Below are 23,068 nucleotides of genomic sequence, written 5' to 3'. Positions count from 1 at the left end.
CCCGCCTAAGATGTACTGGGTTCAGCCAATGCCCGCGCACGACGTTTGATCCCTAACATCGCAAGGCCAAAAAACAGCACAAACAAACCCCAAAGCTGTAACCATTTTGGCAGCACACTCGCCCAGCTTGCGCCCATTTGGTTCAACTCCAACATCCCCATAATGGCGGGCACCGCAGGGATTATCTGCGAGCCCAGCACCAAAGGCTCAGGGATTAAGGCAATCGGCCAGACAAAGCCGGAGACAAACAGAATCGGCATAGAAATCAACAGCAATACTTGAGTCGGTAGGTCACGGCGGCTAAACAGCGTGCTCATCGCAACCCCAGCCGCCGCCGTCGCCAATAAAAATGGCAGCAACCATAGCGCTACTAAACCAAGACTCGCCTGAATACTCACCTTATACCAGTGGTAGCAATACCCCACATAAAAGCTGGTAAACACTATATAAATCAACATAAAGGCGAGAATACGACCGCAGACCAATTGCAGCGGCGACACCTGCTGCCAATAACTGCGGTTGCGCCACTGCCCCGCACCGAGGATCCCGGTTCCAATCAACAAAGTTTGATGCAGGATAAGTAAGAACAGCCCAGGCACCACGTAGGGGGTATAACCTAGGCTAGGGTTAAAGGCAGGCACACTGTTTAAATGCAGCGAGTTTAGGTTCTGCTCGGCTTCTTTCGGATTTTTCCCCTGCGCGAGCATTCCAATTAATTGCACTTGCTTACCCGCATCCATTCCCGCGCTGACAAGTCCCTCGGCCACCGCCGAATAAATCAAGAAGTAACTGGCATCGCCGCCGTAGCTTAAGGTCACGCCCTTGCCCAACAACAAGTCGCGGCGAAATCCTTCGGGGATCACCAATAAACCATGGGCTTTGCCGGTTTCGATAAAACGCTTCGCCTCGGTGATGGAGCCCACTTGGCCTATCACTTGGATTTTAGCGCTGGCATCCGCATGGCGAATAAGTTGACGGCTCAGGGAAGAGTGGTCTAAATCCACCACGATAAGCTGTTGTTCTGTTGGGACTTGGTGCAAGTAAGGCAAAGGATAGAGCACCGAATAAAACAGCACTCCGCCGAATAGGGTCACGGCAATCGCCTTGTCGCTCACAATCGCCTTTAATTCTGTCAGCACTAACTGCCATAAATTCATGTTATTGCCCCCTCGCAGGCAGAGGCGCCGCGTCGTATTCCGCCGCTTCAGCCTGAGCTTTTACCGTCATCGGCAGTAATTTAATCGCCAAGAGATAAATCAGCGGCAGTAAACCGATAAAACCCCAATAACTACTCAATTGCTGCGCCACCGTCGGCCACGCCGCGCCATAACTCACCACACTCACATGGGACTCAATATAATGGCTCGATGGCATGATGAGTCGCCACCACTGGGCGAGTTGCGGCATTTCATGGGTGGGGAAAGTGATCCCCATAAAGGCAAAGGCTGGCGCAAACAGCGCAGTACAAAAACTGATGACCCGCGCGCTATCACGCATCAGCACAAAGATAAACAATACAAGGCTCCACACCGCCAGCAGCATGAACAACTGAGCAACTAGCAGCAGCGCTAAACTGCCCGCAAAAGGCAAAGCCAAATACAGATACAACCAAGCGAGGATAAACCCGCCTTGGAGCATCAATATCGGGCTAAACAACAGGATTTTACCCAACACCTTAGGCCAGAAATGCTCGGTCAATCGATTGGAGATCCCCTCCTCTGACTGCGTGGCATTAAGGTGCAACTCGCGATTTAAGCTGTTGGCCATCACCAACATGGATAATAACTGCCACAGCGCGACCAATACCGGCGGCACTAAAAAACCTATGTAGTTATTGTTACGGTTAAACAGCGCAGTCGTTTGGCTTTTCACTGGGCTTAAGTTCACCGCCACTTGGGATTTTGGCGTGCCCGTCATCAGCTGCTTAAGGCCTGCGACCTGCAACAACCCATCGCCTAGACTCAACTGAATTTGACTCGACAACAACTTACCCACCAGCAAAAACTGGCTGTTGTAACGCACATCGATTGTCGGTTTATGGCCGGTGAGTAGATCCTTTTTCATATCATGGGGAAACACCACTACGGCATAGACCTGCGCCTGTTGCATCGCCGCAACAGCCGAGGGGAGATCGGTAAAACTTCGCGGCTCGGTGACAGGGTTGGCTTTGAGTTGACGGGTCAACATTCGGCTCAGCTGGCTGTGGTCTTGGTCAACAATCGCCACGGGTAATTGCCGAGGTAATCCAGCACTAAATAGCCACCAGAGACACAAGATGCCCAGCAGCGGGATGTAACTGATAAGGGCCAGTTGCCAAGGATCGCGCCATAGCGCCCTAAGCTCGCGCCGCACTAATGCAATGATGCCTGAAGATGCAGGATGCGCCGCATTCTGAGCCCCATTCAACGGCTTAGACTCGCGCAAATGCGTTTGCTCGCTCGGTGACTTGGCCACAATGGTTACTCAGCACTGAGCAGCACAGACATACCGACACGCAGATCGGGGATCGGCGCAGTTGGGCGCAGCTCCACCTCGAAGGTGCGCATATCAAAATCGTGGCCACTTTCGGTTGAGCGCCAAGTCGCAAAATCGCCCATCACGCTGATATGAGAGACAGTGAACTCCAGTGTTTTATCCAGCGCAGGAATGGTTAATGGCAGTTTGTCGCCCTTTTTAAAGCGTTTGAGTTGATCTTCACGCACTTGGAATACCGCCCAAGCGTCCTGCATGTCGATAAGGCTGACCACTGGGAAGCCGCTCGGTGCTAACTCTCCCGCTTGCAACAATACTTCGCTGATTTCACCAGACTTAGGCGCACGCATTTGGCTATCAGCCATGATGGCACTGACTTCTTTCACCGCGCCCTCGGCCATACGAGCATTACCCGCCGCTGCGGCTTTGGTTTCGACCCGCGCACCCTCTTCGGCCATTTGATACATGGCTAAAGCCGCTTGCTCTGTGTACTTGGCCGCTTGCCACTGTGTAAAGGCTTCATCGCGTTTTTGTCTTGCGGCAACCCCTTCATTGAAGAGATTTTCCACTCGGGTATAGGTGGTTTTCGCCAGCGTTGCCGCCGCTTGTGCCTTGAGCCATTGCTCTTTAGCCGCCATCACCTCTTGGGTGCGGGCGCCGTTATTCGCCTCCTGTTGCAGGGCTTTGGCCGCATCGCGACCGCCTTCGGCCTGCATCAACTTGGCATCGAGCTCTGGACTATGGATGGCAAATAACAAATCGCCTTCGCTGACGCTATCGCCACGGCGCACAAGGACCTGTTCAACCCGCCCTGGCACTTTGGATGATACGTTATACTCACGGGCTTCGATTTGCCCCTGTAACAGACTCGGCGCTGGGCTGTAAGCCAGTTTGAGCCCATAGGCTAAGATAAGGCCTAATGCGACCAACGCCGTTAGGGCAAGGATTCTGTTAGCGCGCATTGATAGTCTCCTGCGATTGAGCGCCTGTGGCACTGCGACCGATAAATTCATCTAATTGACCACTGATGGCCATTAATCTGGCATAGGCTTGCACATAGCGATAACTGGCGCCAAGCTGCTGAGTTTTAACGGCACTCAGTTTTAATTCGGCATCGACCCTGTCGATAGAAGTGGACAACCCTTGGTTAAAGGCGATTTCCCTTAAGCGCAGGTTTTCACTCGCCAGTTCGAGTGAGGTATTCAGTGCCTTGACCTCTTCCTCGGCCTGCAATAACTGCCGATAACTTTGGTCTAGCAGCAAACTTAAGTCTTGGCGGGTCTGCGCCTTAGTGTAACGGGCTTGCAGCAAGGCACTCTTAGCCGCTTCCACTTTACCGCTGCGGCCATCGCGGCTCAGCAAGGGCACTTTTACGCCGACACCCACCATCCAGTCCGGCTCCACCTTAGAAAACAAGCTGTCATCTTCATATAAGGTGTAATTACCAAAGAGGAACACAGTCGGATGATATTTGCCTTTCTCTAAGGAAACCAAGCCATTCGCCTGCGCCTCTTTAGCCTCGAGCAGCTTAAGTGCGGGATGCTGGCTCAGGGTCACTTGGGTCAAATCCCCCAATGAAGGCGCCTGTGGCAACACAAATAGAGGTGAGTTAGTGCTGACATCGCTCTGCTGCAACATGCGCGATAGGGCAATCACGGCCATTTCATGTTGACGGCGGGCGCTGCCTAAATTGACCTTAGCGTTATCTAAGGCCACCTGAGAATTCAGGCGCTCGACCTTAGCGATTTGCCCTTCGCGCTCCAGCGCTAGCGCGTGGTCAACGTGCTTAGTGAAGGAGGCCACCAGCTCGGTTTGGGTGCTAACGAGGGATTGAGTCACATCGACGGCATAATAACGGTCAACCAACTGAGTGAATAAGTCGCGTGTAGCTAACTGTAATTCCTGTTGCTTCTCGGCCACCATGGCGGCATGAATGCCTTGAGCCGCGGTGATCTGGCCGCCAGTATAAATCGGCCACATCGCCTGTAAGCTGGCGCGGAAAATATCTTGCTCGGTAAAGGGCGTGACAAATAATGAACCCGGAATACTCGCCAAGGCGCCGCCAAGTGCGGGTGGCAAGGTTGCTGGGTCAAGCGAGGCTAAGGGATTAAGATCCCTTAAATCTAATTCGATTGGTTTTTCGAGGTGGGTATAACTGCCATTCAGGCTGAGGGACGGCAGATTTAAACTCTCGCCTGCCTCTTGCTCGCCCTTGGCGCGATTCACCTCTTGGGATTGGGCCTGGAGTTTATCGCTCACCTTAAGCACTTGCTGCCAAGCCTCAGTAAAGCTACTGGGCTGGGCATTGGCCGCTAACGGCAATAGCGAGGGCAAAGGCAATAAACACAGCCATGCCAAACGTGATAGTTTCATTAACACCTCTAGAGTAGTTACTCTAATTTCCTTTGCAAATGATAACATCCATCATGGAAGGCGGCTAGAACCCACCGCCTTAAGTGCTGCCTAGACAGTAAACAAGCGGGTTACGCGGTGCCTCCAACGGTTAAACGGTCAAGTTTGAGGGTTGGTTGACCTACACCCACAGGCACGCTTTGACCATCCTTACCACACACACCAACGCCCTTATCTAGGGCCATGTCGTTACCCACCATGGAAATCTGGCTCATGGCTTCTGGGCCATTACCAATCAGGGTAGCGCCCTTAATCGCTTGAGTCACTTCACCATTTTCAATCAGATAGGCTTCAGAAGCGGAGAACACGAACTTGCCCGAGGTGATATCAACCTGACCGCCGCCAAAATTAGGCGCATAAATGCCCTTCTTCACCGACTTGATGATCTCGCTCGGATCAGACTCGCCCGCAGTCATATAAGTGTTAGTCATCCGAGGCATAGGCAGATGCGCATAGGATTCACGGCGGCCATTCCCCGTTGGTGCCACGCCCATCAGGCGCGCATTTAATTTATCCTGCATATAGCCTTTGAGAATACCGTCTTCGATTAACACGGTTCTCTGGGTTTGTACGCCTTCATCGTCGATGCTCAGTGAGCCACGGCGATTCGCAAGCGTGCCATCGTCCACGACAGTCACCAGTTTTGAAGCCACTTGCTCGCCGACCATGCCACTAAAGGCGCTGCTGCCCTTGCGGTTAAAGTCACCTTCTAGGCCATGACCCACGGCCTCGTGCAGTAACACGCCCGGCCAACCGTTACCGAGTACCACAGGCATCTCTCCGGCTGGCGCATCGATGGCATTCAGATTGACTTGCGCCTGACGCACCGCTTCGCGGGCGAAGGCAAAGCACATAGGTAAACCGGTTTCATCCGTCACCATAAACACGCTGTAATCGTGACGACCACCGCCACCGGCGCTGCCACGTTCACGCTTGCCATTTTCTTCTAAAATAACGCTGCAATTAAAGCGCACTAGCGGGCGAATATCGGCGGCCAAAGTACCGTCACTGGCGGCAACCAGGATTTCTTCGTGCACACCAGCAAGGCTAATCACCACTTGGATAATACGGCTGTCGAGGCTACGAATATAGGCATCGGCCTCTTTCAGCAGGTTGATTTTTTTCACTTCTTCCATGGCGGCGATAGGGTCGAGACTATCGTACAGCGCAAAGACTTGTTGACGTTTGAAAGCCTGAACCTTGGCCTGCTCACCCGCCCCAGCAATACCGCGCGCCGCCTCGGCCGCAGCGCTTAAGGCCGCTGGCGTAATATCATCGGCATAGGCAAAACCGGTTTTCTCGCCGCTGATGGCACGTACACCGACACCGCGTTCGATATGGAAGCTACCATCTTTAATAATGCCATCTTCGAGCACCCAAGATTCGTGGCGACTACCTTGGAAATAGAGATCCGAAAAATCGACTTTATGTTGATGTATGGTGTTTAAATAACTTTGTAACCCATCGAGGGCTAAGCCACCCTTTAATAAACTTTGCTCTACTTGTGCTAAAAAAGGCATCGCGGTTCTCTCTGAAAGCTTGGCTAAAATTGGCAACTCACTCATTTTTAAAATAACTTAAATTCGCTGTGAGTCTATTTCATCTAAATCTGTTGAAGGCTTAATCTGTTCAAGGCTTAAGGTTCGGTGCAGTAAAGCGATTATGTTGCGCCACGGGCATTTTACTGCGGATGCTGTGCACCTCGGCCACATCGATATCGGCATGCACCCAACCTGTACCGGTTTTCTGCTCGACAATCACCTCGCCCCAAGGACCTATTACCATGCTCTGCCCCCAGGTCTCGCGACTGCCTTCGTTATGGGCGCCCCATTGGGCGGCAGCCAAAATAAAGCATTGGGTTTCAATGGCTCTGGCCTGTAATAATACCTGCCAATGGGCTTCTCCCGTGACCTTAGTGAAGGCCGAAGGCACGGTGATAATCTCGGCTCCTGCGAGGCGTAGCGCCCTGAATAAATCCGGAAAGCGTAAATCATAACAGATGGTCAAGCCAATTTTGCCAAAAGGGGTGTCAATGACGCTGATATGATTGCCAGGGCAGAAGGTTTCACTCTCGCGGTATTGCTTCGTGCCGTCGGCAACATCCACATCAAACAGATGCAGTTTATCGTATTGCCCTAAGGTATCACCTTTATCATCAAACAGATAACAACGGCTGTAGACGCGCCCATCCTCCGCCAGCGCGGGGATGGTTCCCGCCACCATATACACGCAGTAACGGGCAGCTAAGGCACTTAAGGCAGATTTTAACGGGCTAAGATGACTGTCGCCGGCATAGGCGAGTTGCTGACTCTCATGGCCACCAAACAGCAGGCTGCATTCTGGCAGCACCACTAAATGAGGAGCATCTTTATCCCATTGCAGACGCTGACGGGTTAATTCCTCAAGCTGCGATTCGATAAACAACAGATTCGCGCTGACGTCGCGACTGCTCTGACATTGCAACAGGCTGATGCGCATGACTATCTCCTTGAATTGTGTTTATCGACAATGCCACCTTAGGGCTCACAGGCTTAGGCTGTTCTGGTTCGGCTTTGGGCGGCTCAGCAGGCTCTACCTTGGGGAGCGTTGGCGCTTGCGGCGATGTATCTTCATCGACCGCTTTTACTGGTTCAACTTTAGGTTTATCAGCATCTGGCGCAGGCTGCTCATTGTTTTTTTCAGGCTCGACGTGTGGCGTAGCATTTGTCTTAATCGGGTCGCTATTCTTGACAGGCGCCGCATCAGTCTTAGGCTCAGCGCCCTCGGTTGGCGCAGGCAATTCGCCACCCACCATGGGCAGAATCGACTCGGGGATCTCGATCTCTTTACTTTTACGCTCGAGCTCTTCCACCACAGGCTCAGACATAGTGCCTGTCACACGGAAACGGATTTCAGAAATAACCTCAATCACAGGTTCGAGTACCTTGGTAAGCGCAAAAGCGCCAAGGCCTAGTGTCCAAGCGCTGGTGCTGATCAGCACTACAGTCGGCACACTCGACGCCAACTGCGGCACAAAGCGGATATCGTAATTTAAGCTTTCGCTGGTGAGATCCGTATAGCCACGCACCTTCATATTGCCCGCAATCGCATCCATTTCGGTATCCGTGGTTTTAACCACACCATTATCGATTTGTAGATTGCCACTAAAGGAGTTGAAGTACATGCCCTGGCCGAACACATCACTGAAATCTAAGGATAACTTACGCACTAAGGAGTCGAGGCTGAACAGAGAAAAAATCCGCGCGCCCTTATCGCTCACTTGGGATAGATGCCCCTTACCCAGCTCAAACTTCATTTTTCCGTTTAAGGTTTCGAGGGAAAACGCATAGGGCGCCCCCTGCCAAGCTAGCTCGGCATTCACCTTAAGTGGCGCCTCATTCACACCAGGGTCGATGCCTAATTGCTGACTCAAATAATTAAACTGGCTGGCGTTCAAACTCACCGTTAATTCAGTTTGGTTCTGACCATTCTGTTGCTGCCAAATACCATTCCCCTGTAATGACACCTCTGGCGTCGTCAAAGACAGTGTTTGAATTCGATAGCCCGAAGCTTGTGGGCTCGCCTGCAGCACCAGCTTGCCAAAGGGTTTATCGAAGAAACGAAAATCTTCCACATTCACCGCGACGGGCGGTAAATTGGTGAGCACCTGATCCGCAGCGAAATCGCCTTCCCCTTCGGGTTTAACTTCGGGGGAGAAATAAAACTTATTGGCGGTAACTTTTAAGCCCTGGGTCATCCAATTCGGATAAAAATCGACCGTGCCCTCAAACTCGCTGGCCACGGCATCGAAACGCCAGCCATGTTCGTTTGGCTTGGCACTCAATCTGAGTTCGGTCAGCCCTTGCCCCAATAAATCAAACTTGCCGATATTGGCATCAATCCCAGCAACCGAGGGGAACAAAGCTGAATGGCTCGCCTCCTCGACCAAAATACCAGTACGGACAGGCTGATGATCAGTGCCGACAAAGGCATTGATCACTGGCAACCAATTGATGAGTTTGCCGCTAGTCACATCGATCTGGATATGTCCCTGCTCGGTATTGGATACCTCGCCTACATCGAAGAGTCGACCCAATAACAAATCAAAATAACTGAATTGGGTGCCCTTTTCAGCCTCGAAACCACCGACAAACTCGGCCTGCTTATCCAGTTTAACCCTGAGCGTCGCCGTTTGTTGATCGCCAGAAAACTCCGCCATTAGGGGTCTAGGTTCATCTTCGGGTTTTGCAAAGGCACCCGGTAATTTCAAGCTTGCGCCAACCAGATCCGAACCCACATTGGCTTGAATTTGATAGCCTTGATCGTCGAACACCATATTCAAGTTGCCACCCCAAGCGACTTTACCTTGGTAGAAATCACTCAATGGATTGTGCAGATCTTGTGGTAAACGGCTGAGATCCCAACGGCTCTTCATATCCACATTAAGCGCAAAATCTTTGCCTTCGGGTTTAGTGGCAAAACTAAATTCGAAGGGCTGCTCAAATAGACGCGATTGAATACCTTTGCCTTCTACAATCTGATTTGCAAACTGCACTGTGCCCGTCACCGCCTTAAGCTGCAAACCGGGCTGGGCAATAAATACTGGCGTATTATCAAAGGCAATTTGACCACGGATATCCTCGGCCTCACCCTCATACAAGGGAATGCTGATGTCTAAACTACCTGTGACCGCGCCCTGCACTTGTACGACACTTAAGGTCTTGCCCACAGTATCGGCGAGCGGTGATGCCTGCAATACTTGGGTGGCGGCGCTACCATTGGTGGCGAGATCGGCCTGAATTTTTAACAGCGAATGCTCGCCTAATTCGGGGATAAACACATGGGCACCATCGGCCACCACATTCATCAATTTGCCTTGGTTGACCCAGATATCCATGCGGGCATTTTCAAATAAGGCATCGAGAGAAAGCTCAGTCACCGCTGGCCAATCGGGTTGGAATTGGTACTCGGCGTTGTCTAAGGTAAAGGCCGCTTGGAAGACCCCGCTATTATCCTCGAAGGGAAAATGCGCTAAGGCGCCCTGCCATAACACTTGTGCGTTTTGGCTCTGCCCCGCCTTGATAGCGCCATCCAAATACTCCACCAACGCCTCGCCCATGGCTTTGACGGGGAAGTATCTATCCGCATTGGCGGCATTTTTGACGGCCACATTGGCGGCGAGTGACATACTGGCTGCGGCACTAAAATCCAGTTTTAAGGCGGCCGAAACCCCAATATCGTCGTTTTCAAGCTGCACCTGAGGCACGGATAAGGTCGCCTTTTGGGTGTCGAAAGCGCCGGTTAACGCAGCGCCATGCAGCACTAAAGGCGCTGAGAACTGTTCGCCAAAATCGAGGGTATAGGTCTGCTCGGGCAGTGAAAACACTAAACTGTCATGCTGCCACTGTAATGCTAAATCTAAAGGGTTGGTGTTAGGTATGCCTTCGACTTTCTGCCAATGCAATTGCTTGATATGAGTACTGGCCAGCAAGGGTTGCTTGGCGCTTTGATAGAGACGTATCGGCCCAATACTGCCTTCGGGCGCCAGCTGAAACCATTGCTTAAGGACGGCTAAATCGACGCCCGGAAATAATGGCAAGAGTGGGAATAGGGTCGGTAAATCCAAGCGACTCACATAGGCATAAAAAGCATCGTCTTGCTGCTTAGCCGCAAGCTTAAGGTCAGGCCAATGCTCGCCATTGGTCACAAAATCCAAATCCGCACTGCGGATCTCCCAGCCTGTTTCCTTAGGTAGCCAGCTAATGCTGCCGGACTGGATTTCAAACTTTTGCGGCTCACCTTCCATCGACCATTGCAGCCAACTGGGTTCAAACTGCACTAAGCCCGCGCTGATGCTACGATGGGCAAAATCAAACCACGCCTTGAGATTGACCACCCCTTCTAAGGGTAACTTCTTGCTCGGATCATAGGGATTCGGTTGGCGTGATGCCCATTCGCCCAAATCTAAGGACTGGGCCGCAAGATAGATTTGCCCCTTCAGCGTATCTGGCGCAGTTGCGTCACCCTGAAGATCGAGTTGCAAACCCAGCGACTCATTTACCATGGCATTATTATCGAGGTAAATTTCCCCCGCGCCGCGGTGGCGCTCACCACTATTACGCCAGTTAAGGTGGCGAATGTGGATGGGTCGATATTCATGCTGCAAGCTCAATAGCTGCACCGAGGCATCCGTCAGCGAGAAACGTTCGAGCTGCTTTAAGAGTAATTTATATAGCCAATCGGTTTGCGAAGTTTGATTGGCCGCGCCCTGCGCCTTAGTGCCCGATAATTTGTCGATATCGAGGGCAATATGAACGCCATCGAAATTCACATCTTCGATGCGTGGGCTGGTCGTCAGTAGCGATTGCCAAAAATCCAATTTAATTTGAACGTTCTTAACCAGCACAGTGACGGGAAGTTTTTCCTGCGGTGGGATCACCAGATTATCAACCGTCACGGCCGGGCCAAAGGCTTGCCACTGGGCGGATAACTCACCGACTTGCACATCAATTTGATATTCGCTTTTTACATACTCAACTAACTGCTGACGCACACCGTCGACTTGGGGCAATAAGCCGCGGATCAAGCTTACCGTCAGGGCAAACAAGACTAAGATCAGCGCCAGTAATTGCCAGCAAAAACGGCTTAGTTTTTTCGCAGTAAAAAGCGTTGCCACTACATCATCACCACGTCGTATTTGTGCTGGGAATACATGGGCTCATTTTGCAGGCGAATGCGTTTACCTATGTAGACCTCAAGCTCGGCGACCAGATGACTTTCATCGCCACTTAAGCTGTTATATACAGCGGGCGAGCAATAAAGCAAAAACTCATCGGCATCATAGGCTCGATTCAAGCGGATGATTTCGCGGAAGATTTCGTAGGAAACCGTTTCAACCGTCTTCATGCTACCCGTGCTCTGACAGGCAGGGCATTCGCCGCACAGCACGTGCTCCAAGCTCTCGCGGGTGCGCTTACGGGTCATTTCGACTAACCCAAGACCCGAGAAGCCACTGACATTCGTCTTGACTCTGTCTTTAGCGAGCGCGCTATTTAAGCTATTGAGTACCCGCGTTTTATGCTCGTCACTCAGCATATCGATAAAGTCGATAATGATGATGCCGCCGAGATTACGTAGCCGCAGTTGCCGCGCAATCGCTTGGGTCGCTTCGAGGTTCGTGTTGAAGATGGTTTCTTCAAGATTACGGTGGCCAACAAAGGCACCTGTGTTGATATCGACCGTGGTCATGGCCTCGGTCTGATCGATAATCAGATAGCCACCCGATTTGAGTTCGACCTTGCGACCCAGTGCGCGCTGGATTTCATTCTCCACATCGTAGAGATCGAAAATCGGTGCAGGCCCTGAATAGTGCTCAATCTTGTCGGCGATTTCCGGCATAAACTCTTGGGCGAAGGCTTGCAGCTCGGCAAAGGTGCGGCGCGAATCGACTTGAATTCTATCGAGCTCGGTTCCGACAAAGTCGCGCACAATACGCACTGGCAGGGCGAGGTCTTGATACAAAAGTGCCACTCCGCGGCGCTGACGACGCTCGGAGACCTTAGACCATACCCGGCGCAAAAAAGCCGCATCCTGAGCAAGTTCATCTTCACCTACGCCTTCGGCGGCGGTGCGGATAATAAAGCCGCCATCTTCATCGACGAAAGGCAGAGTGATTTTCTTAAGGCGACTGCGCTCTTCTTCCTGCTCAATCCGCTGGGAGACCCCAACATGGCTGGAGCCAGGCATAAATACCAGATAACGGGAAGGCAGGGTGATATCTGTGGTCAGGCGCGCACCTTTAGTGCCGAGGGGATCTTTTACCACCTGCACCATAATATCTTGCCCTTGGCGAACCAACTCGGCGATATCACGGACCACAAAATGGCCTTTTTCCACATCGGCCACGCATTCGGTGTGCGGCACAATATCGGAGGCATGTAAAAACGCGGCTTTATCTAAGCCAATATCCACAAAGGCGGCTTGCATGCCGGGCAACACACGGCTGATTTTGCCCTTGTAAATATTGCCCACCAGACCGCGCTTCATGCGCCTCTCGATATGGACTTCTTGCAGCACGCCATGCTCAACCAGAGCCACACGTGCCTCAGATGGGGTTACGTTAATCAGTAATTCTGAACCCATCTTGCGCTGAACTTTATTCGGATTTAAGCGACCGGTATTCACGACTCACCCCATTAGGGAAATTAAATTAATCTCAGTATGTGTTAAGCCTGAAAACCTATATCACAGAAGTTTGTCTAGCGGATACTCAACTAAGGCCTCATATTGCGCCCGTTAACGAGTCGCTTAATCCATGGATTAGCCTATGCCCGCCGCGGATAGCAGCTCGCGGGTTTCCACTAAGGGCAGACCCACGACGCAGGAGTAACTCCCCTCAATGGATTCGACAAAACAACCGCCCAAACCTTGGATCCCATAGCTACCCGCCTTATCCATTGGCTCCTGTGAGGCAACGTAGGCATCGATGTCGGCGTCCGACAGCACGCAAAAACGCACTAAGGTTTCGACTAAACGTACAGAGGTTTGGTCAGCCATAGCTAAGGCGACAGCTGTCATCACAGTGTGCGCCTTACCCGAAAGTGCGCGCAGAACCCGCTTGGCATCGGCCTCATCTACAGGCTTACCTAATATTTCGTTTTCAAGCACGACGATAGTATCAGAACCTAATACAGCAGGCTGTGACATGCCTGAGCATAATGCAAGCCCTGCCTGGGCTTTTTCGGCCGCGAGTCGCTGTACATAGTCGCGAGGTAACTCACCTGCCCTCGGGGTTTCGTCGATATCCGGTGCCACTTGGGTAAAACGAAACTCGGCGCGGCCTAAACCAATATGAGTCAATAACTCTTTACGGCGCGGCGAGGTTGAGGCTAAGACTAAATTCACGACTAACGAACCTTATAATGACGTCGAACACGACGTAAAATCCAAAAAATCCATGGCCAGAATGCCAGCCCCGATAGTGCGGGTAAGAACAGATCCGTATGGAACTTAGCGCCATCCATCACAAACTCGACCCAGTAGATGATCAGGTGATAGATGACGATCAGCACCATCACCACCAGCGACTGTTGCCACTTAGGGAAGTTACGTAAACGCTGGCAATGCAAAATCGCAATATAAATCACCAGCGACATGGCGAGCGAGCGCACGCCTAAGGTGGCGCCGAGTAGAATATCGAGGGCTAATCCCATCAGCCAGGCGGTGAGAATGTTATATCTGTGGGGCAGCGCAATTGACCAATAAATTAAGATCATCAATAGCCAATCGGGACGCCAGGCATCGACAATCGAAGGCAGCGGCATAATCTGACTCAAGAGCCCGACAAAGAGGGTCAGCCATACCACGAGTCTGCCATTAGCAGCTTGTAAACTCATTAGTGCACCTCGGCTGGCGGTTGAGTGGTGGCAGCATTCGATGCACCATTAGCATTGCTTGGTGTCGCAGCGGCATTCGGCGCTGTCGTATTAGGAGTGGTGCTATTAGGTGCCGTGGTATTAGGTGCTGCACTACTCGGCGCGCTCGCATTAGCAGCCGCGCCTTGAGGATTAGCACTGCCATTGCCGGCATCGGGTTTGGCTTCTTCCGCAGGGCGATCCGCCGCGGGCACAGGGAGTTGATTAGGCAAAGTCACGCCAGAATCTGGGGATGGCCAAATCAACAGCAGATAACGAATCCTATCGAGCGCCGCTAACGGCTGAGCCGTGACACGCGCGTAGCTCTGACCATCTTCGGTCAAGACTTCCATGACCCGCGCCACCGGATAACCTTCGGGGAAACGATTACCAAGGCCCGAGGTCACTAATAAATCGCCAACGCGAATATCGGTACTCTTGGCCACATGGCGCAGTTCAATCTCATCGAGCTCGCCAGTACCATTCGCCACTAAGCGCACATCGTTACGGGTAATTCGTACGGGTAAACCGTGGGACACATCGGAGAGCAAGAGCACGCGGCTGGTCATCTCACTAACCTGAACAACTTGGCCGACGACGCCCTGGGCATCCACAACCGGTTGACCAACAAATACCCCACTGCGCGAACCGTGGTTCAGCACCACATAATGATGGGAAGGATCGCTGGCCACCTCCATCACTTCGGCTACCATCTTGCGGGAATCCTGATAAGCAGGCGACCCCAACAAGGCCCGTAAACGCTCGTTTTCCTGACGCAGATGCTCGAAACGCTGCAGACGCTCACTCATTAATAATTGTTGCCTTAACAACTCTTTATTTTGCAATGCCAGCATATTGCGGGTAGCAAAACTCTCCGATGACCAATCGAGGATCGCACTGGGCACACTCGCAAGGTATTGGATGGGACTTAAGGCAGATGAAAGGGATTCACGGGCAGGCTCGAGACGGTGATTTGCGGCGAGCAAAATCACCGACAGGATAATTGCCAGTGTTAAACGGAACTGGTTCGAAATACCACGAACAAAAATAGGCTTCATAGGAAAGCTAAGGCGGTGATTAACCGCCCCATACCGAAGTTAGATTAGGTTTCTTCGGAGAACAGATCGCCGCCGTGCATATCAATCATTTCAAGGGCTTTACCACCACCACGCGCTACGCAGGTCAGAGGATCGTCCGCCACCATGACTGGAATTCCAGTTTCTTGCATCAATAAACGGTCTAAATCACGCAGTAAGGCACCACCACCGGTTAATACCATGCCGCGCTCAGAGATATCAGACGCTAATTCTGGCGGCGATTGCTCTAATGCCACCATGACTGCACTCACAATGCCTGATAATGGCTCTTGCAGTGCTTCTAAAATTTCGTTGCTGTTCAGCGTGAAACTACGAGGTACACCTTCGGCCAAGTTACGACCGCGGACTTCAATCTCTAATACTTCATCGCCTGGGTAAGCAGTACCGATAGTGTGCTTGATGCGCTCAGCCGTTGCTTCACCAATCAAGCTGCCGTAGTTACGGCGTACATAGTTGATGATGGCATCATCAAACTTGTCACCGCCGATACGTACAGAAGAGGAATACACCACACCGTTCAAGGAGATAATTGCGACTTCAGTAGTACCACCACCGATGTCCACAACCATAGAACCTGTGGCTTCAGATACAGGTAAACCCGCACCAATTGCTGCGGCCATTGGCTCTTCAATCAAATAGACTTCACGGGCACCTGCGCCCATGGCTGACTCGCGAATCGCACGGCGTTCAACTTGGGTTGCGCCAACAGGAACACAGACTAAAACGCGTGGGCTTGGACGAAAAAAGCTGTTGTTATGCACTTGTTTAATAAAGTGCTGCAACATTTTCTCTGTCACATAAAAGTCGGCAATCACACCGTCTTTCATCGGACGGATTGCTTGGATATTGCCTGGGGTACGGCCTAACATTTGTTTGGCTTCTGTACCGACAGCGGCAACAGACTTCTGACCAGAACTACTACGCTCACCACGTATAGCAACAACAGAAGGCTCATTGAGGACTATGCCTTCATCACGAACATAAATTAAGGTGTTAGCTGTACCCAAATCGATCGATAGATCATTAGAAAAAATGCCACGCAGCTTCTTGAACATGTAACTAGCCTGTATTCTGTGGAGTCAGAAGAAAAGAAAAATCAGCTAACTTTATCAATGCCACCCTGATTCCACAAGACCGTTGAGGTTAACAATCGCTAATGGAGTGATTTTTTTTCAAATGTGCCGCTCAAAAACACTATTTAATCGAAAAAAGCGCTTTATTGATGAAAAATCCAACAGTTAAAAACCACTCTCAATACAAGTTCGCAACATTAGTAAAACCTGTTTCTTGCATTTTTCCTCTGTATCACACTTTGCAACGTCACCTCAAAAACCATCGCCTCATGATCAATCACCAAAGCAGAAACCCAATTCAGCAAAATCAAATTGAAAACCGCTTTAATTGACTTCTCGCCAGTAGATGATTCTGTCATGACCACGGTAACGACCAAAAAATGCACTCGCACGGGGATCGGATAAGCTAGTTGGGGAGACCCCATTCCAATTCCAATACCATTCTAACCAAGTCGGTACATCTAAAGGCGCGGTCACTTGGCCGCGATATAAATTGCCACTTGAGGTGATCGCTCGCCACAGCAAATCAAACTGCCCCACTTGGAATGCTGCTGTAGCGCCAGAGCGATTAATACTCTGCCCAGTGGTCAAATCGGGGTCAAAGTTATAACCCAGCCCTGCATTATCCACCTGCGACCCAAGGCCGTAGGTAGCAATAGTGCAGCTATCATCGCCATTTAATACCCAATTAGCCCCATTCCAATATTCGGCTCGGGTCGGCATCCTGAGGATTTCAGTTTCTGGACCATAGGTATTGTCCATCACCACCCTGCCGTGACGCAGGATCTGTGTGGTGATTTTTTTGGCATTACAGTTAGTGCAATTACCTGTGGTTGCCGCATCCATATCAGGTGATGCCACATAGCTAAAAAGTCCATTTGGTCGAGGATCGTTATCCATCAACTGCACGCCAATATCGAGCAGCTCGAAGGGACCATCTTGATATAGATTCGTCGTCACATTTGGGGTGACTCGGCTCAAGTTAGCGCGGTAAGCGCCATCGACCGTCGCCACACCTTGAACCCAACTCGCCGCATTGACGGGCAAAGCGCTTAAGCGACTCTGTAAGTCGATACCATTGTTATTGTTCTCCCCCACCAATTTGGCGGTCGCGAGGGAGAATGGTGGGAAATAGTTCTGCGTCACCGCGCCACCGATATTTAAGGCTTTGAGGCTCATCGACATCGGGAAGGGTTGATCCATATAGCTAAAACTGCCACAGGCAGGCACGACAGAAATATCACCCACTAAGAATCTGTCGGGCACAAAGCGGCCAATATTGGCTGAATAGCCAATCGGAATATTTAAGCTGCTAGCCGCACCGAGATAGTTAGGGCTTGCCTGCGCCGCAATTTGGAATACCCCTACTTCGCTAATCGTCTGATTGGTGATGCTATTAAGGTTATTGGCTTGGATAGCATGACTATAGGATGCCACGCCTAATGCGCCATCATGGCCGCCGCTGGCTATGTTTGGCGCCACGACCTTACTGGTTAGTGTCATGGCCTGGTCACTAAAGTTAGGCGTAGATAAGTTGCCCGAGCAAAAGTCCGTATCGCCGTCTTCCTCCCAAGCCATAGCTTGGACCGTCATACCAAAATTCTGCCCCGCTTTACGGTAGGCATTACAGCTCATATCCGCACTTGGACAACTGGCGCTAGCGTCCACGGGTTTGACGCACAAGCCCGCAGGCACACTGACAAATTGGTCCGAACCTGTCATCACCAGTCCTTGCTCGTTGCTACTGCCGATATATTGGGCATCGAGTTGTAATTTGCCCGCATCGGGGTAATTGACCGACATTTTTGCCTGCCCATTAACATCAAAGCCTAGGCTCAATACAGTAGGTGTGGCGCTCGCAGTACTGATTGCTGTGTTATTAACAGTGACAGCCTTAGGTGTGATTGGCGCACTTGGCTCCACATACTGACTCCAAAAATTCAATGTCTTGGTTTGGCCCTGAAAGCTTGGAACACACTGCTTTGTCACATCGGATTTTTTCACCGCTTTGACTAGCACCTCAACGGGCTTATTAGCCAATTTATCGGGCACATCGAAGACAAAACCACTGTCGGCGAAGGTAAGTGAACAGTTGTTCTCGCTCAGGCCCCCATTCCCGATACGGCATAGGGTTTTACTTAAAGGTTTGGTTGTCGGGCTCGAACCTTTCACACCCAAGGTCACAACGCCAGGGGTGTTACGTCTTAGCTGCAACTGAGTGCTGCCATTGCTAAAGCTCACCTGATTGCCGCCAACCCATATGCCTTCGGAGGCGGATTCGGGTAATAAGGTCGCCGTCAAAGGATCGGTAAAAAGCTGACTACAACTGGCGTTGGCACAGGCTCGAATCGTCACAGTTTCGGGATTACAGGTTAATCCCTGCCCCGTATGGTCAAACTCAAAATGATCGATTTGCGCGCCAATTGGATTAGACCTCAAGGCACAAATTTGAACGTTATCAATTTCATGGTTGTTATTCGAGCCACCAGTTGAGCCTGTAAGCGACAACAAGAAATCACTCGGCGTCGCCGCTTGTCCCGTTTGCGCGATGGCATTAAAAGCAGGGATTAAGGTGACAAACCCAGATCCGGTATTACGCTCAATCTTCACCATCGACTGACCGGATACCTGCGAGTCGATAGTGATTTTATAGCGGTGCGCAGGTGAGACATTGTTGCCATCGACCGTGGGTGATAAACAGTTGCCACTGGTATTGCTGGTACCGTTATTACAGGTGCCCCGCAAATAGCGGTATCCCGAGGTGCCAGCACCAGAGCCACGTACTGCAACCGACTGGCGGCGCTGGCCAATATTGTAACTACCGCCTTCGCCGGAGAAGTTACCAAATTCATCGATCCCTATACCCAACCATCCACCAGCAAAACCATTGATACCGGGTTTAAAGCCATAACCCAAAGGCCCACCAAAGGCGCCTGGCTGAGGGGTGATAGCAGCATCTGATAAGACCAACGCGATACCGTCGGCACCATTGCCACCATAGGCATAGTGATCAAACTGGATCTCGACTAAGTTATTGGCAGCGGGGAATAATCTTTGATAGGTTGAGGCAGTGGATTGATTGGATTTGGCCTCGGTTAAGCGCATACGACCACTAACAATGGCTGGTGTAAAAGTACCGCTACTACGGGATACTACCCAGTCGTTACTTAAGGCACTCTGAGAGAAATTATCGTTAAAACATTGAAGCGGTGGCGCTCCTTCATTGATTTGACCATTCGAGTTGATCACTAAGTAGCGACTCGTCACTCGACCATTAATGACGGAACTATTATCTAGGGTGAGCGTGTCATCACTATACACCAACGCATTAACGAGCGATGAACCAGTTAAATGCACATTATCGTAACCAATGATCAACGCATTGGCGTTATTCGCTTCGTTGAAAGTGGCACCATTAATGTTAAATTCCTGCCGAGTGAAAATGCGCACATTCCCCTGCAAAACTACTTTGGCATTTTGATTTAAGGTAAAACTATTGATCCAATAGTCCCCTTCGGGCAGTACCAAGGTGGCACCACCACCGACTGCAATAGAGTCAAATCGGTACTCATTATAATTGGGCGATAACGTCAGAGTACAAGCAGAGTAGAGGGAAATATTAGAGTACTGATTATAGTACCCCCTACCTAAAGTAAGCTGCTGACCATTGCTGCAATAATCTATGCCACCACCGTAACCATTACTCCATTGGAAGGCATTAGACCCAGTTAACTTTAATCCGCGAATATCACTACCATCGACAGTACATCGACGAGTACCGCCCGCACCATCATCACAGCTGGTATTGGGAAGGCTGCCAGAATTCACAGAGCAATAATCCAGCCTGTCACCACCCGTGCCATTGATAATCCCGCTGTTATAGATCGTAAGCTGCGGAGAATATATCTGGTGGCATACATTCGAGTTATTCCCATGATGCCCCTGCGCAACATTAGGGAAAATGGCACTCTGATCAATATAATCAAACGCATATGTTACGCCTGACATACCTAACAGCGCGCTAGAGAGCACAATTCGATATAACCAGTTAATTGCCACGGGCTTCTACCTCGACTTGACGGCTCACGCGGGTATCCCCACTCTCGCATACCGCTTGGCTCTTAATGTGGTACTGGATGACAGAACCCACAAAATACCGGGTACATTCTAAAGTCACGCTACAGGCATGAAACCCCACCACATTGGGCGGCGTCCAAGAGCTTGCAACACTGGTACATGTCGCCGTCGCATTAGCGGGGGCGTTTAATGGGAATAATTGCGCCAGCGCCGCATCAGCACCGCTGTTCGCCGCCGCTAAGGCGCGAGTTCCCCACACTTCTTGAGTTAATCCGGTATCAGCATCTTCCACAATGTTGATTAAGGCGGCGGCCAATAAAAACATCACGGTAATGACAAAAATACCGATGATTAAGGCGCTGCCACCTTGGCGGTGAGCCGAACACTGACGATATGCTGAGCGCGATAGGCTAAATAAGTTAGGGGACATTAATCACCTGCACTTGATGTCGATATTGAAATGTCTCACCGTTGACATTAAATCGCGGTTGTAAATGCACCATAGCATTATTGACTAGGCTCGATGGCGTTAATATCAGCGGTAAATCGGCACTGTCGTTCAATGCATTGGCCACATTCTGCGCCATTAACACCCCAGCGCTCATGCTGCTAGGCGTGGGTTGGCTGACATTCAACCCATAACCAGTATAACGCTTTAGGGTTAACTCATTGCTGGAGGGCGATTTTTCAAAACAATAACTCACAGGACTCGAACCAAAATAGATCCGCTGCCGCGGTGATGCTTCGGCAAAGCGTGTTGATGCCATAAAGGTAAGAGTGACTTGATTAGCCGGGTTAGGCGACTCACCTAGGGGAGTAAAAGTCTTAATCTGTGCCCGTTTTTGTCTGGCGCTGTTATAGACATCGCTATCAGTCAAAGGATAAATCCAAATATATTGGTTGTCCTTAATGTTATCGGTCGCATTGAGAATTACTGTTCCCGTTAAGGCTGCGGCACTCGGCGCAATCGGCATCGATAAATAAGTGGTGCTCGCCTCAATGGGGACAAATTCAACGCACTGATAGGTTAAGCCATTACCATTGAGCCGCACACTGTTAGGCACGGCGCTGCGCAGCTCACGAGTCATACGCTCGATGGCGAAACGACTCTGGCTTAGCACTTGATCGACCGAGCTTGACTCCACAAAAATCCGCGTGCCGAAAATAATAAAGCTACTCACGCCCACCACCAGAATGCCTAAGATCAGGATCACAGTGACCATTTCGACTAAGGTAAAACCCCGTTCGGAGCGCGCTATGCGCTTTGCAGATAAAGCGCCCATTAGTAATTGCTCCTCACCAGATTGTAAGTGATCACTTCGTTATCTGGGGTAGTCACATTAATGGTCACTAACTTGGTATTGGGTGCAGAACCATAGGCGACAGAGACACTTAATTGATAGTTCGGATATGCCTGCGCATAAGTTTGGCTGGAATTGAGCATAGTGGCGTTTTGAGTTAAGCCGTGATAGTCATCCACATCGTTAAAATCGTTACGCCCCTCACCCGCTTCAGGCCCTAATACGGCTGAGCAACTACCGCCTAATGGACTCCCGCAAGCAGGCACACCGCCATTGGCATTGGTATTTTGATCATAACGCTTACCCCAAATCTCATTCATCACCGAGTGGGCAAGTTCGGCACTCTTGACTCGATGCAAGGTCTTGGCGGCGCGATCCGCCTGCGGAAATAACATGCTACTGAGCATCACAATAGCGATGGCAATGACTAACATGCCAACCACTAATTCGATTAAAGTAAACCCCTGTTGTTTAGCTTTTGAGGATGCTTTTACTGATGTACTTTTCGAAAACAGCCGAGAACTAATTCGCATAAATATAGCCCTCGCTGGAGATATTAATCGCCATAATGTCATTGGCAATCACATTGATACATGGCCCATTACACGCAAGCAATGCTCGACCATTGATATCAAAATCAAGGTAAAAGCTCTTGGCATTGTTACTGATAAGCACTATCTGCGCGCCACCTTGAAAAGCTTGGCTGGATAAAGGGTTAGGAGACAATGGCGAGCCCGTACAACCAGTGGTATTTCGACTGGCAAACTGACTCACTTGATAACCCGTCGCCGACACGACAACGCGGTAACATCTATCTGTATTATTCAAGGCTTTTTGCTGAACCTGGCGCAGCTCGGCCATAAATTCATTGCGCAGGCTAAAGGCGCTATAGGATGACTGGCTAAATAAGCGCGGCAATACCGTCACCGATAGTATCCCAATCAGGATAATAGTGGTCACGAGTTCGACTAAGGTAAACCCAAACTGTCTGCCGCTGGAAAATCTACGCATTGTCCGCTTTGCCGTGATGCTAGGTTCTAGGTTCTAGGTTCTAGGTTCTAGGTTCTAGGTTCTAGGTTCTAGGTTCTAGGTTCTAGGTTCTAGGTTCTAGGTTCTAGGTTCTAGGTTCTAGGTTCAGTTTCTGCCAACTTGATTCGTAAGGCAAATATTTCGCCTAAACAAAAGAAATAATTAGCAAATTCATTTTATTACAGCCAACACTCCGATTGATTGCTGATCTAAAA

At 50.6% G+C, this 23,068-nt stretch carries 17 protein-coding genes; all 17 read right to left on the bottom strand.

The features are described from left to right. Window positions 1-5 precede the first annotated feature (5 nt). The 17 genes from CBX96_RS17220 to CBX96_RS17140 all read right to left on the bottom strand — a co-directional run bounded on the left by CBX96_RS17220 (window position 6) and on the right by CBX96_RS17140 (window position 22,835). On the bottom strand, window positions 6-1,157 hold the full coding sequence (locus CBX96_RS17220) for an ABC transporter permease (protein WP_109287520.1): 1,152 nt from the start codon (window positions 1,155-1,157) through the stop codon (window positions 6-8). 1 nt (window position 1,158) lies between these two features. Next, a complete protein-coding gene (locus tag CBX96_RS17215; protein WP_181382230.1) occupies window positions 1,159-2,406 on the bottom strand; it encodes an ABC transporter permease in 1,248 nt (415 codons plus the stop codon). A 53-nt stretch (window positions 2,407-2,459) separates the two neighbouring features. Next, window positions 2,460-3,434, bottom strand: a complete 975-nt coding sequence (locus CBX96_RS17210; RefSeq protein WP_109287518.1) for an HlyD family secretion protein — start codon at window positions 3,432-3,434, stop codon at window positions 2,460-2,462. After that, window positions 3,424-4,845 (bottom strand): TolC family protein, encoded by a 1,422-nt coding sequence (locus tag CBX96_RS17205; protein ID WP_109287517.1) that lies wholly within the window; start codon window positions 4,843-4,845, stop codon window positions 3,424-3,426. Before CBX96_RS17205 ends, CBX96_RS17210 begins: the two co-directional genes overlap by 11 nt. Window positions 4,846-4,955: 110 nt before the next feature. Next, window positions 4,956-6,404, bottom strand: coding sequence for a metalloprotease TldD (gene tldD, locus CBX96_RS17200; RefSeq protein WP_041416705.1), 1,449 nt, complete (start codon window positions 6,402-6,404; stop codon window positions 4,956-4,958). Between the two features lie 109 nt (window positions 6,405-6,513). Next, the gene (locus CBX96_RS17195) at window positions 6,514-7,362 is read right to left on the bottom strand and encodes a carbon-nitrogen hydrolase family protein (protein ID WP_011625006.1); all 849 of its coding nucleotides are present in this window, start codon (window positions 7,360-7,362) and stop codon (window positions 6,514-6,516) included. Continuing rightward, window positions 7,286-11,539, bottom strand: coding sequence for a YhdP family protein (locus CBX96_RS17190; protein ID WP_109287516.1), 4,254 nt, complete (start codon window positions 11,537-11,539; stop codon window positions 7,286-7,288). Before CBX96_RS17190 ends, CBX96_RS17195 begins: the two co-directional genes overlap by 77 nt. After that, a complete protein-coding gene (gene rng, locus CBX96_RS17185; protein ID WP_049764552.1) occupies window positions 11,539-13,005 on the bottom strand; it encodes a ribonuclease G in 1,467 nt (488 codons plus the stop codon). Before rng ends, CBX96_RS17190 begins: the two co-directional genes overlap by 1 nt. A 177-nt stretch (window positions 13,006-13,182) precedes the next feature. Beyond that, the gene (locus CBX96_RS17180) at window positions 13,183-13,767 is read right to left on the bottom strand and encodes a nucleoside triphosphate pyrophosphatase (protein WP_109287515.1); all 585 of its coding nucleotides are present in this window, start codon (window positions 13,765-13,767) and stop codon (window positions 13,183-13,185) included. Window positions 13,768-13,769: 2 nt separating this feature from the next. Beyond that, window positions 13,770-14,258 carry a rod shape-determining protein MreD gene (mreD, locus tag CBX96_RS17175; protein ID WP_109287514.1) on the bottom strand — a complete coding sequence of 163 codons (489 nt, stop codon included), beginning with the start codon at window positions 14,256-14,258 and terminating at the stop codon, window positions 13,770-13,772. Beyond that, window positions 14,258-15,334 (bottom strand): rod shape-determining protein MreC, encoded by a 1,077-nt coding sequence (gene mreC / locus CBX96_RS17170; RefSeq protein ID WP_109287513.1) that lies wholly within the window; start codon window positions 15,332-15,334, stop codon window positions 14,258-14,260. Before mreC ends, mreD begins: the two co-directional genes overlap by 1 nt. A gap of 44 nt (window positions 15,335-15,378) precedes the next feature. After that, window positions 15,379-16,428: a rod shape-determining protein gene (locus CBX96_RS17165; RefSeq protein ID WP_011624203.1), complete on the bottom strand. Its 1,050-nt coding sequence runs from the start codon at window positions 16,426-16,428 to the stop codon at window positions 15,379-15,381. Window positions 16,429-16,770: 342 nt separating this feature from the next. Continuing rightward, window positions 16,771-20,505: a DUF6701 domain-containing protein gene (locus tag CBX96_RS17160; RefSeq protein ID WP_219930421.1), complete on the bottom strand. Its 3,735-nt coding sequence runs from the start codon at window positions 20,503-20,505 to the stop codon at window positions 16,771-16,773. Continuing rightward, on the bottom strand, window positions 20,495-20,953 hold the full coding sequence (locus CBX96_RS17155; RefSeq protein WP_109287512.1) for an MSHA biogenesis protein MshP: 459 nt from the start codon (window positions 20,951-20,953) through the stop codon (window positions 20,495-20,497). The genes CBX96_RS17160 and CBX96_RS17155 overlap by 11 nt, the downstream gene beginning before the upstream one ends. Continuing rightward, on the bottom strand, window positions 20,943-21,806 hold the full coding sequence (locus tag CBX96_RS17150) for a PilW family protein (RefSeq protein WP_109287511.1): 864 nt from the start codon (window positions 21,804-21,806) through the stop codon (window positions 20,943-20,945). The genes CBX96_RS17155 and CBX96_RS17150 overlap by 11 nt, the downstream gene beginning before the upstream one ends. After that, window positions 21,806-22,357: a prepilin-type N-terminal cleavage/methylation domain-containing protein gene (locus CBX96_RS17145; RefSeq protein ID WP_109287510.1), complete on the bottom strand. Its 552-nt coding sequence runs from the start codon at window positions 22,355-22,357 to the stop codon at window positions 21,806-21,808. Before CBX96_RS17145 ends, CBX96_RS17150 begins: the two co-directional genes overlap by 1 nt. After that, a complete protein-coding gene (locus CBX96_RS17140; protein ID WP_109287509.1) occupies window positions 22,347-22,835 on the bottom strand; it encodes a prepilin-type N-terminal cleavage/methylation domain-containing protein in 489 nt (162 codons plus the stop codon). The genes CBX96_RS17145 and CBX96_RS17140 overlap by 11 nt, the downstream gene beginning before the upstream one ends. Between the last annotated feature and the right edge of the window lie 233 nt (window positions 22,836-23,068).

This window comes from Shewanella sp. BC20 (assembly GCF_003129585.1).
In the GTDB taxonomy this organism is placed as follows: domain Bacteria; phylum Pseudomonadota; class Gammaproteobacteria; order Enterobacterales; family Shewanellaceae; genus Shewanella; species Shewanella seohaensis.
This window is presented reverse-complemented; position numbering and strand designations above follow the sequence as displayed.